The sequence below is a fragment of the Pectobacterium carotovorum genome (assembly GCF_033898505.1).
Lineage (GTDB): Bacteria > Pseudomonadota > Gammaproteobacteria > Enterobacterales > Enterobacteriaceae > Pectobacterium > Pectobacterium carotovorum_J.
Genome location: NZ_JAXAFK010000008.1, coordinates 86692 through 97828, shown reverse-complemented (window position 1 = coordinate 97828; position 11137 = coordinate 86692). Strand labels below are relative to the sequence as shown.

The following is an 11137-nucleotide window of genomic DNA, read 5'->3' as shown; positions in this document are numbered from 1 at the left end:
GCTTCGTTAGATATCGTGTGTCGATCATCAATACCCGCTGTGAATAAGGGGAGCTGGCTTGCATGTGCTGGCCGCAGGCCATCACAGCATCCGGTAAATCACGCCCTGGCTGTCGCGAGCGCCAGCCAGCCCGAATCAACCGGACGCCTTCGGCGAGCCAATGTGGGGCTATGTGTCGCCTGAACGTCAGCTGGGCTTGGCAGGGTGAGGGTCGGCGCGGGGCGGTATATGAGCCTGTAACCAGCTTCGCTGGGCTTCCGGCGGGATAACCCTTGGAGTCATTTTTAGCGACATTTCCGCCTGTCATGCGCTGCGCGCATTTGTGGGGAACGTTGCGCACTGCTCACGCCCCTAAAGTGAGCGAAGAGGCTAAGAAAAATAGGAAAAAAGTCCTTATAAATGTGACTATAAATGGACTTTTCATTTTGGTTATTCTATAATTAATACAGTTAGTTAGATGAATTTTTGCAGTGTCTGGAGGTGATAAAAATCCGGTCGCTGCATAGTGCCAGCACTAGGGGAAATAGCAGTATGAAAACACAACAAGTCAACGCAGCGCAGCTGACGGACGACCAAATTTTCGATCTGGCTTCATACGTGATGTATCACGGGATCGTATCCATTAAACCAGCAGAACAGGAGGTGTCAAAAGACGCAGAGCAATTTTCAATCAATTGCATTGATGCGATTAGCGTATGGGTGTTAGACGGATGGCCAGTGGCAGCAGCCGATGAAGAAATCGGTAACAGCTGGGTCATGGTGCCAAATGCCGATCCATCAGTGCTTACTGTGCTGGATGGATTTGGGGAGGTGCGGGAAGGGCGATTGGCGGATGAAACTGTGATGCCTGCTCGTGTCGCGATCCCAAAGGAAATCGTTAAGCACTGAACGTAGTAAAGGTGTCATTCGGGGGCTGGAACCCCCCGAATGACCGACAATCATAACTGAACAGGAGTCAATCATGTCCGTTACACAGTCTAAAGTATCTGTCCAAAAGGGTCAAAAAACTAAAAGCGCCAAAAAAACCGCTGCCGAACAGGCCGTTGAAGCAGCGCTGGCAAACGCTGAGCGCGTCATGCTGCCGTTGAGTTCGCTGGTTCGCTCTGAGCTGAATGTGCGTAAAAAGAAGCACACACAGGCTCAAATTGAAGATCTGGCCGAAAGTATTTTATCAGCCGGCGTTATTCAAAACCTAGCAGTACACGTTACAGAAGACGGGAAACACGGCGTTGCCGCAGGGCAGGGGCGATTCAGTGCGTTGGAACTGTTGCGGGAGTCAGGGCGAATCAGCGCGGATTACGCTGTACCCGCGCTGATTGTCCCTGAAAAAATCGCAAAACGGATTTCCTACATGGAAAACGCCAAGCGTCACGACATGCACCCGTTTGACCAAATCTCAGCATTCGCCGACGAGCGCGATGAGGGCAAAAGCGCGCAGGAAATCGGGGCATTCATGGGATACCCGACAAAGCACGTCCAGAAAATGCTGAAACTGTCAGTGATGCACCCTGAGCTGCTGGAGCAGTTGGCAGAAGACAAGATCGACATCGATCAGCTACACGCGCTGGCGTCTACTGACGACACTGAACGCCAACTGCAAGTCTGGGAAAATGCCAGTCGTAGTGCATATGACCGTCAGCCTCATTTATTGCGTCAAGCTGCACTGAAAGGCGAAGTGAAAGCCGATGGTAACCCTCGTCTTGCTATCGTCGGTAAGGAAGCGTATGAGGCCGCAGGCGGCGCTATCCGTAATGATCTGTTCTCTGAGAGCGGTTTCCTCTCCGATGCTGTGCTGTTGGATACGCTGGCATTAGACGCCCTCAATAAAGCCGCGACTGAAACCGCAGCGCGTGACGGCTGGAAATGGGGGCAGGGGCGATTTAATGCAGTTCCGCATTGGGATGATGAATTCACGCAGATTTACCCTCACGGCAGCGAATTAACCGAAGCCGAAGAAAAAGAAGAAGAACGGTTGCAGGCAGAGCTGAATGAGGCGGAATTGTATCTGGCGAATATGACCGATTCCGATGAAGTTTGGGAAACTGAAAAGCAAATCGCTGCGCTGAATACTCAACTTGAGGCATTCAGTGATGAAGCGCTGGCAGCGCGTGCTGTCTGGACAGACGAACAGCGCCAGCATGGCGGCGTGATTGCGTATCTCGATGACGGGGAAATCAAATTTCAGTTCGTCGTTGCGCAGAAAGATATCAAGTCTCAATCCGGCTCTGAGAATGATGAAAATGACAGTAACGAGCAGCAAAACACCACGCAGCAACCCGCTAAAAAGGGTTTGTCGGCGAAGCTGATTTGCAGCCTGTCATCTGAGCGCACATTAGCCGTGCAGGCCGCGCTGTCACAGCGCCCTGACGTTGTTATCGCTGCGATGCTGCATGACACCATTAAAACGGTGTTTGGTGACACTCCGTACCATTCAAAGACGTTGGGCGGCTCCGTGAATGTCAATCGTAACAGCCTGATATCCAATGCCTATGATGCAATAGAAAGTAAAGCTGTGTTGGCACTGAATGACATGCACAGTAAATGGATGGCTGCTTTCCCTGATGATTGGAAAGCCGATTTTGCATGGCTCATGGACTGGACGCAAGAACGCCAACTGGCACTGCTGGCCTATTGCATGGCGGGTTCGCTGGACGGTGTACAGCATCAAGCAGATCGTGGCGGGAAAATCGGCGGTAAGCTGGAACGTATCGAGTCGGCGATTGATTTCAACATCGCAGATTGGTGGCAACCGACCAAAGCGAACTATTTCGGGCGTATGGGCAAAGACCAGATCGCTGATGATTTACGTGATGCCGCTTTGCCAGCGTTCGCAGACTCCGCGCTCAAAATGAAAAAGAGTGATGCGGCCGAGCTGGCAGAAAACGAGATCGCCAAAACAGACTGGTTGCCTGCCTGTCTGCTGCGTGACACCGCGCCGCAGGAACCTGAAATCCTGCAAACCGCTGATGCGACAGACGTCGCTGAACAAGCGGATACCCAGCCAACCATCGCCGCCCTCGCTGCCTGATACGGAGACGCCGCCCGTAAGGGCGGCGGTTAACACATGACAAAAGAGCAAGAATTAACCCTGTTAACCCTCATTCAGATGAGTGGCTCCGAGTATGAGCAGTATGCCGAGCGTGGTGAAGACTACCGTCACCGCCTGAGTAATGCGGTTATTAAACATCTGCCGTTGCCAGAATACTGGCGCTGTGAAGCTGAGTTGCGTGGGGAATTCGGAGGATGTTCGCCCGTTCACCTGCATTTGGCACACGCGCAAGTAGATGATCTGATTGTGAACGTGTGCAGCGGAAATGACGATATACCGCTGTGGTCGGCATACATAAAGCCGGATGCGGAAAGTACGGTATGGGTTTACATGCGGGAACAGTTTGAGCCTGCCATCCTGAATGACGTGTTATTGCATTTGCATGAATGTGTTATCGCGGGCGCATCATCACGCGATGAAGTGATCATGATGATGAGAAAACAGGGGGCTGCCGTATGATCCCGTCTCACTTATCTATCGTGACACTGTCACCGCAAAGGCAAGCGGCGTTGGCGGCGATTGTCGAAGTAGAGCAGCGAAAAGAGGATGGAAAGCGATTATCTGATTACCCGCACGCGCGCGCTTTCTTCCGTGCGCTGACCGGAAAGAGCCGCCCGCGCCGTTCTGAGATGTGGAAAACCGGTTTTTATATCGACCCAACAGATCGCAAAGTCAATCTCAAAGACACAGAACGGGCATTTGATGCTCTCATCAGCTCGGGCGGGCAGTGTTGTCCAAATCCGTTAAGCGGCTCGGTGAGAGATCAGCTGTTCCCTGAAGTGTGCTTTAAGAATCGGCAGAGACATGAGAAACGCGCTGATCTGTCATACAGCAAGCGCGAACGGATGCAGAGCAAGCAGACGCTACAGAAAACCCTGTTGCACCTGAATCTTGTTGACCGTGCTGTTATTGACCTCAATTTCCAGACACCGGACACCATTAAGTCTTGGTATGACCGCTGGCAAGAGGAATTGTTTTCTGACCAACTCGAAGTTCATTTTTGGCGTTGGATGTCGCGGTTCCCTTCATTGCGAGAGCTGAAGCAGCTCCGCTGGATGAAAGAGCCGCTCTGGTATGTCATCTGCGAAGCAAGCCGGATGTCTACTGAAAGAACGCCGTTTCTTAAGGCCGCCGAATCCCTGTTCGTCCCGAACAAGCTGGGTGTACAGCACGGAGGGGGGAGTCATGAGTAAGCGCAATCTGGCTGCTAATCAGCGCCGTAGCCTCGATGTCATGCACAGCAAGGTAGAGTCGATGGCTGCACCGTGGGCTGACTATGATCCCGAAATGCTGGCGCGACTGGAGGAGTTAGCTGACAGCGTAAGGACGTGCATCGATGAGATGACTCTCTTGTGTACTGATGACGAATAAGGCCAGCTCTCATGCATCAAATTTGCTTTATTCATGCCGGTCAGTCGGTAGTTGTCAGTATACACAGCAAACGGGGCGGGACGGTAAATCACAGTGTCAGCATTGATGGGGTGAAATATCGGCAAACCACGCACGGCGGCTACTGGGAACGTTTATTTACGCCCAGAAAAGGTAAGCGCAACTGGGGAGAGGTGGGGAGTAATTACCGCCGAGTCGTATCAACAAACATAATCGTGACGCTGAATGCAATTATTCAGAGAGTCGAAGAAACCGATATTACGTTAGATTGGTGAAAAATATGACGCGAAAATTTAGAAATCGCGAGGATGCGTTGGCATTGTTGGCATCTCAGAATGAGCGGTTAGAACACCGTGTTCGTGAACTCGAAAACCAGCTGACAGCCCCGCCAGTGCTGCCAAATGAGTTTACCAGGGAAGCGGCATTCGAGCTGCTTAACACATTCCCAGAGGGGGATGCTGTGGATTACGTTCTACTAACGTGGAACGAATGCATTGCTGATACGCGCAAGTTGTTCGGTATTTCTGTGTCGGAGAGAGACATAGAATGTTCAGAACAAGATGCTGCGCTATTAACCCGTATTAGCCAAGTTCTCAACAAGGCCACATGTACGGTTTGTGGTTGTACAGATGATCATGCATGCATCGACAACACTACAGGTAGGCCTTGCCATTGGGATTCACTAGATAGAAAGGCTGGCAGCGGTGTTTGCTCTGTGTGTGCAGAAAAAGCAAAAAGAATCGTTCCAGTCTTGCCTGTGCGTGATAAAGACGGCTGCTGGCGTCATCCCGATCGTCTAACGACGCCTTTCGATGAAATTGGCGGTACAGCCGAACAATATGCGGAGTGGTACGGCGCTCGCGGGATGGAAACGAAATTCACGTACATGAGCGATGTATTCTGTGAAGGGTGTGCCTATGGTGAGAGCGCCGAATTCCCTGCGCTGCATTGGAATCCCGAACCGCCTGCGGGGAGCGGTTGGATATTGACCATGATTTTCGATACAGAGGATGCCGTGTGCGCTGAGTGGATTCGTTATACGGATAGAGCGCAGGGCGGCAATGCCTAAAAAGACGGGCTGCTGCGGCAACGCCGCCGCGGCCTGTCTTTCTCTCAGGCTTCAACCAGTGAGCTGGCGCTATATATTGTATGGGCGGAATTCCATTCAGCGAGTACAGGGATATCTCTCCAGATGGCCTCTTTGAAACTCCAATCTCTTAATGCGCTGATTTCTACGCCGTGCTTCTTGCAAAGGCTGCGTATGTTGTCGTTATCACTCCAGTAAATTCGGCTCAGGTGATTCAATATACTCCATTCTTCCCAGGCCTGGCCGTCGCATGTCGGCTCATGCTCTCTCCAGCCTGCTTTACGTATTTCGCAGTACGTTAGACGATCTGTGACTTCATAGATGTCTACGTAACCGACTGAGCTTTCAGGTATGCAATCCAGATACAGGTAGCCGATCGTGGGGTGTTCAGCTCCGATGACGACATGAGTATGTGTTGGGGTCATTGATATTTTTCCTGCCAGCGTTATACATGCCTCAATTCTATCATCTTCCAATGTACCGGTTTCCTGATTCTGTCCCTGTTTTCCTGCGTGATTCTTTTCTGACACTGGGCGTCCGGGCGGGCTGTTATGCTGCGCACCGAGCCAGCAAGCTGTCTCGTCCCGGCCCCTGCGGGGCAGCGGGTTTCCATCCCATGACGCAACCCCCAGCGCTTTCACCTGGCTACGCCAGCTGCGCTTTCACTGACCGGCGATAAGGCTGCCGGTCGCTAAGGACGCCACGCCGTTCCGTCGCGTCGGGTGTGTTCATCCTGCTCATCTGTTTCCACTCCCGTCAGAACTGGCGCGGAGGGCTGGGCGTAGCACAATCCAGCCAAAAGAATCCAGGTAATGCAAAGCCGCTAGCGCGCCCTGGATTTTTTGTCCGGCTGGAGCTACTTGGCCCTTTGCCGCGACAGTCCCGACGAGAGATGGGAATTCACCCAGATGAGGAGTAATGTAGGATGAACACACAAAACGTCAACGTCAAAACCGCCACGCCAGAGCCCTCGGAGAGATGTGGGCTGAAAACCAAACCACAGAATGGCAAAACTGGCTTGCATTTAGAGCTGGCAAATTATGAAGGGGAACTGGCTGCTTTGGCCTCTAAAATCCGGCTCGGCCTGCTGGAAAAAAACAATAGTCCCGAATTCAATGCCGCGTGTTCCCGCGTGTACACAATCGCCAAGCGTATGCATGGCCTGCAACATGCAGGAGAACTGGGCGGAGTAGCGCTGGACATGCTCCAAAATATGACTGCATCGGCAGTGACCGTAAATGCTGACGATTGGGGGTATTGGTTGGAGGTAATGGCACCGGAAACGCCCGTTCGTGAAACCTGCACACTGATTGTCAGCGAACTTGATAACGGCGTAGGGTTCCATTTTTGCAGTCATGATCTTCTCAGTGGCAGCAATAGTAACCTGTGGTTTCCGCTGCATGATAAAACCCAACTACATCAGGAAGTCGAGCGCGTGATGGTCATGAATCATCTGGCTATTAATGTCACACGTCTCGACCCTGTTCGCAGCACCGACAAATCAACGGATTATACCGTTACCTATAACGTTAATTCAGATCGTCCGAGAACCGAAAACCACTGTTCTAAATTCAATCTGAGTGTAACGCCTCACGGAACGTGGGGCAGAGCGTCCGCAGATGACATACTGTTGTTGCTGGGATTGCCGGAGGCGTTGCAGTCCATGATCAGGCAGGTACTGGAATCTCCGATTGATTTCCCAGAGAAAGCGCGAAAAATTGGCCGTATGTTTAAATCGATGCAAAACGGCGATCATTCACTGCTACGTGCTCAAGCGACGGAAATTATAGAGTTTCAGGACAATCTGGCCGCAGGCAGATCGGAGTATCTGAACACGCTGATTGCGCGAGTTCACGCGGAATATTGGTTTTATCCGAACCGAGACATCGCCATGCAACTGCTCGAAAAAACGCTGATTAACGGCGACTTTTCTGTCGCAGCGTTACAGGCTAATGAGATCATCAACGCTCAGAATACTGTCAGAGCCGGTACAAATAGCGCGTTAGAAAAACTGGTATACGAAGCGAATAACGAAACAACCGATTTTCCCGACCGTGAGGAAAATCTCAGAGATATGAATGACGCTATGCTCAATGGGAATTTTGGTTTGGCTGAGGCTCTGGCAGACGCGATCCTAACGGTGCCAGACAATCGGTAACTGATCATCATAAATAACCTATGACCGTCATCCTGACCTGCTGAACGAAATTCGTTAAATCCCACCTCGCTGGGGCAGTGTTACGCTGCCTCAGCCGCCGCAAAATCCGAAAGTCAGCGGTTGCTAGGCCGGAATAAGGAAGTCGGTCACTAAGATCCAGCATGAACTTGCCAGCCAGTGCGTCATAAGCATATCGCTCACCTGGCTTCCTCGCTGACGTGCCGTTCCCTTTGCTTTTATGCCGTTCCCGTTCTGTCGAACAGAAACGGGAGGGGTAAAAAACAACTCTGGTAGTGCGGTGTCGTGACGGCTAACGCCGTGCCGCTACTGTAGCCCGACTGTGGATAATTCAAGGGAGGGCGGAGCCAGCAACTTCGCCCGTTCTCGCGTGTTCGTGCCGTTATTTTCCCGTCGTTCGCCCGCTCAATATTCGCGTTCTCACCGTGCAAATCCCGGCCCGCCCCCGCTGCGCTGCGGCCTCGTTGCTGCCCTTGAATTATCCACTGACCGTCGGGCTTGTCGTATCGGCACGGCGTAAGCCGGTTTCGATTTCTATGACACCGCGAGGATACTATGAGCAATTTTACATCACCGTCCGTTTATGTTGGCACTTATCACAAATACAACTGTGGCAGCATCGCCGGCCAGTGGCTGGATCTGGACGATTACAGCGATGAAGATGAATTCTATGAAGCGTGCAGAGCGCTGCATGCCGATGAGTCTGATCCGGAATTCATGTTTCAGGACTATGAGGGGATACCTGAACGGTTTGCCTCGGAGTCGTCGATCGACTGGGATTTTATCGACGGATACAACGAGGCCAGCAAGAATCAGCAACAGGCGGCGTATGTCGAGTGGGCTGATTACTCCGGCCGAACGGACTACAGCGAGTTTGAGGAGGCCTACATAGGGGAGGCGGGCAGCGAAGAGGATTACGCCTATGATTACGTTCAGGATAATGGCTTGCTGGATAGTATGCCGGAATCCCTGAAGATTTATTTTGACTATGAGTCGTTCGGGCGCGATCTCTTCCTGAATGGGCTGACATGGTGCAATGGGTTCGTGTTCTCGCGATAGTCGAGTAAGCCCCGCTTTGCGGGGCAGGATACCGCTATCGGGAGGTCATGCGTCAGTCTCGGCGCCGTCAACACCTTCCGCTACGCGTGTACGGCCGGCGCCTGCGGCGCCGGCCGTACACGTCCAGCTCCGGAGCCAGCGAAGTGGGCTGTGTTGCCATTGCTGTAACGTTTTCATTTCCTTCTGCTTATGCCTCTGGCTTCTTCCTTTCCTGGTTTATGTCTCTATACGTTTGACAGTGTTAGTGGCTTGGGCGTCCGGTCGGCTGTCATGCTGCGCACCGAGCCAGCAAGCTGTCTCTGCCCGGACCCTTCGGGTCAGCGGGTTTCCATCCTGACGCAACCCCTTATGCTTGCAGCTGGCATTCGCCAGCGCCGCTTTCACTGACCGGCGATAACACTGCCGGTCACTAAGGCGGCACGCCGTTTGCTCTCGCTGCGCCGTGCCTGGTTGCGCATCGTTCCCTTGTTGGTTGATGTCCCGTGGGATTCACGTCGCAGGTATCCCACCACGTCGTCTCTCTATGCTGACAAGGGAAGCGATGCCGCTGCGCGCCCTTGTCAGCGCTCACCGCCGTGCTGTTCCCCCGTTTGCGACGCGAATACTCACAGAGACATCTATTTAATCCAACAGGGGGAATTACAACATGTTGCAACAACACATCAACGGCGCGACGGCGAAGCCTACAGAAACATCATTTCACGACATCGTATCTGACATCGGCATCGATACGCAGTCAGGACAGGGGGTAATTCCGTCAGTGGCCATAGACAAGATCATCGCTCACCGGCAGGCGGGGCTAGGGGCGGTTGAAACCGCTATGTCTGCATTAGTGGAAGCGTTGGGGGAATTTAATGCGGCGGGGTGTGAGTATGGCGGTGCGATGTCATTCGCCTCTGTGATTGAAAAGAGCGTGCAGTATTGCGATCGGCCAGAAATTTGGATGAAAAATGTGAAACGGGAAGTCGATCGGAAGCTCTGGCAGAAGCTGATGAAAGACACCGGGATGTTAACACTCATGAACAGCGATCAGCGCAGTGAGTGGCATTCGTCCCTGTATACCGACAACATGCCAGAAGCGACGCTGGACAACGTACTGGCATCATTCAAGCAGCTCCGCGCCGAATCGTCGCTGATGGTCGAAAAAGGCATTCTGTCACTGTTTGAAAAGCTGTCATGGGATTATAAAACCAATAATCCGCGCATGTTTGGCAAAAAAATCATTATGAACTCATTACTGGATGTTCAGCGTTGGGGGGCATCTGTTCGCACAGGCGCACAGGCGCGTATCGATGATTTAGAGAAGGCATTCTGCCTGTTGGACAAAAAGCCGGTACCCGATTTTCGCGACGGTGCCGGCGTCGGATTCAGTGACTACGTGAGAAAGCACGGCTTTGATGGTGAGCGTTTTGAATGCGAGTATTTTAGTGTGCGCTATTTCAAAAAAGGTTCTGGCCATGTCACCTTTTTGCGGCCGGAACTGGTCGACATGATGAATGATGTGTTAAGCAGCCATTACCCGCAGGCGTTGCCTGCTGCATAAGAACTATCGCTTAAGGCTGGCAGGGGTGCATGGAATGCCAGCCTTTACGTTACAACGAAAAAGCGTGCTCTTGTCTGCATAGGGGCTATTCTCAGCGCCGCAAACACCTTCTGCTGCGCAAGCACGAGCGGCGCCTTCGGCGCCGGCCGTGCCAGTTCAGCGTCTCAACCTCCACAAAGGTCAGTAACAATACTGCCTGTTTGTCATACCGTTATCTCTGCTGTGTCTTATTCTGCGGAATATCTGCGCGCTGCTGATCAATGCGTGATGAAAACACATGAGAACCATGGCCCCCTTCGGCTTCCCGCAAAGCGGGTCGTCTGCCAACTCCGCTAACCCGCTGCTGCGCACCGGCTAATCTCCGCCGAACCCCGCAAGCGGGTTTCGGGCCTGCCGGCTACTACCAGATGGCGAACGTCAACATCCCCGCTATGCAGCTGGCGTACGCCAGCGCCGCTCTCACTGACCGTCGATACAGCCTGCCGGTCGCTAAGGAACACTCGCCTGCTATCCCGCCAGAGATAACCCGCTTCGTTAGATATCGTGTGTCGATCATCAATACCCGCTGTGAATAAGGGGAGCTGGCTTGCATGTGCTGGCCGCAGGCCATCACAGCATCCGGTAAATCACGCCCTGGCTGTCGCGAGCGCCAGCCAGCCCGAATCAACCGGACGCCTTCGGCGAGCCAATGTGGGGCTATGTGTCGCCTGAACGTCAGCTGGGCTTGGCAGGGTGAGGGTCGGCGCGGGGCGGTATATGAGCCTGTAACCAGCTTCGCTGGGCTTCCGGCGGAATAACCCTTGGAGTCATTTTTAGCGACATTTCCGCCTGTTA

General features: G+C 52.8%; 11 protein-coding genes. 10 read left to right on the top strand and 1 reads right to left on the bottom strand.

What is annotated here, in order from left to right; all coding sequences use genetic code 11:
• Window positions 1-531 precede the first annotated feature (531 nt).
• From R9X49_RS22435 to R9X49_RS22410, 6 genes are all read left to right on the top strand, one after another.
• The gene (locus R9X49_RS22435; RefSeq protein WP_319850488.1) at window positions 532-888 is read left to right on the top strand and encodes a hypothetical protein; all 357 of its coding nucleotides are present in this window, start codon (window positions 532-534) and stop codon (window positions 886-888) included.
• Window positions 889-961: 73 nt separating this feature from the next.
• A complete protein-coding gene (locus tag R9X49_RS22430) occupies window positions 962-3028 on the top strand; it encodes a ParB/RepB/Spo0J family partition protein (RefSeq protein WP_319850487.1) in 2067 nt (688 codons plus the stop codon).
• Between the two features lie 36 nt (window positions 3029-3064).
• On the top strand, window positions 3065-3508 hold the full coding sequence (locus R9X49_RS22425; RefSeq protein ID WP_319850486.1) for a conjugation system SOS inhibitor PsiB family protein: 444 nt from the start codon (window positions 3065-3067) through the stop codon (window positions 3506-3508).
• Window positions 3505-4242 (top strand): plasmid SOS inhibition protein A, encoded by a 738-nt coding sequence (locus R9X49_RS22420; protein WP_319850485.1) that lies wholly within the window; start codon window positions 3505-3507, stop codon window positions 4240-4242. The genes R9X49_RS22425 and R9X49_RS22420 overlap by 4 nt, the downstream gene beginning before the upstream one ends.
• On the top strand, window positions 4235-4420 hold the full coding sequence (locus R9X49_RS22415) for a hypothetical protein (protein WP_319850484.1): 186 nt from the start codon (window positions 4235-4237) through the stop codon (window positions 4418-4420). Before R9X49_RS22420 ends, R9X49_RS22415 begins: the two co-directional genes overlap by 8 nt.
• 298 nt (window positions 4421-4718) lie before the next feature.
• A complete protein-coding gene (locus R9X49_RS22410) occupies window positions 4719-5507 on the top strand; it encodes a hypothetical protein (protein ID WP_319850483.1) in 789 nt (262 codons plus the stop codon).
• A 44-nt stretch (window positions 5508-5551) separates the two neighbouring features.
• Here the strand turns inward: R9X49_RS22410 and R9X49_RS22405 are convergent, their stop codons facing one another.
• Window positions 5552-6055 (bottom strand): hypothetical protein, encoded by a 504-nt coding sequence (locus R9X49_RS22405; RefSeq protein ID WP_319850482.1) that lies wholly within the window; start codon window positions 6053-6055, stop codon window positions 5552-5554.
• A gap of 395 nt (window positions 6056-6450) precedes the next feature.
• Between R9X49_RS22405 and R9X49_RS22400 the strand changes: the two genes are divergently transcribed.
• From R9X49_RS22400 to R9X49_RS22385, 4 genes are all read left to right on the top strand, one after another.
• Window positions 6451-7683, top strand: coding sequence for a hypothetical protein (locus tag R9X49_RS22400; RefSeq protein WP_319850481.1), 1233 nt, complete (start codon window positions 6451-6453; stop codon window positions 7681-7683).
• Window positions 7684-8256: 573 nt separating this feature from the next.
• Window positions 8257-8760: an antirestriction protein ArdA gene (locus R9X49_RS22395; protein ID WP_319850480.1), complete on the top strand. Its 504-nt coding sequence runs from the start codon at window positions 8257-8259 to the stop codon at window positions 8758-8760.
• Between the two features lie 646 nt (window positions 8761-9406).
• Window positions 9407-10303, top strand: coding sequence for a DUF4942 domain-containing protein (locus tag R9X49_RS22390; RefSeq protein ID WP_319850479.1), 897 nt, complete (start codon window positions 9407-9409; stop codon window positions 10301-10303).
• Window positions 10304-10710: 407 nt separating this feature from the next.
• A complete protein-coding gene (locus R9X49_RS22385) occupies window positions 10711-10878 on the top strand; it encodes a hypothetical protein (protein WP_319850478.1) in 168 nt (55 codons plus the stop codon).
• Window positions 10879-11137 lie beyond the last annotated feature (259 nt).

Excerpts from the sequence above, each read along its gene's own strand:
- R9X49_RS22420 (WP_319850485.1), top strand. The coding sequence starts at position 3,505 with ATGATCCCGTCTCACTTATCTATCGTGACACTGTCACCGCAAAGGCAA.
- R9X49_RS22410 (WP_319850483.1), top strand. The coding sequence starts at position 4,719 with ATGACGCGAAAATTTAGAAATCGCGAGGATGCGTTGGCATTGTTGGCA.
- R9X49_RS22430 (WP_319850487.1), top strand. The coding sequence starts at position 962 with ATGTCCGTTACACAGTCTAAAGTATCTGTCCAAAAGGGTCAAAAAACT.
- R9X49_RS22390 (WP_319850479.1), top strand. The coding sequence starts at position 9,407 with ATGTTGCAACAACACATCAACGGCGCGACGGCGAAGCCTACAGAAACA.
- R9X49_RS22425 (WP_319850486.1), top strand. The coding sequence starts at position 3,065 with ATGACAAAAGAGCAAGAATTAACCCTGTTAACCCTCATTCAGATGAGT.
- R9X49_RS22385 (WP_319850478.1), top strand. The coding sequence starts at position 10,711 with ATGGCGAACGTCAACATCCCCGCTATGCAGCTGGCGTACGCCAGCGCC.
- R9X49_RS22415 (WP_319850484.1), top strand. The coding sequence starts at position 4,235 with ATGAGTAAGCGCAATCTGGCTGCTAATCAGCGCCGTAGCCTCGATGTC.
- R9X49_RS22395 (WP_319850480.1), top strand. The coding sequence starts at position 8,257 with ATGAGCAATTTTACATCACCGTCCGTTTATGTTGGCACTTATCACAAA.
- R9X49_RS22435 (WP_319850488.1), top strand. The coding sequence starts at position 532 with ATGAAAACACAACAAGTCAACGCAGCGCAGCTGACGGACGACCAAATT.
- R9X49_RS22400 (WP_319850481.1), top strand. The coding sequence starts at position 6,451 with ATGAACACACAAAACGTCAACGTCAAAACCGCCACGCCAGAGCCCTCG.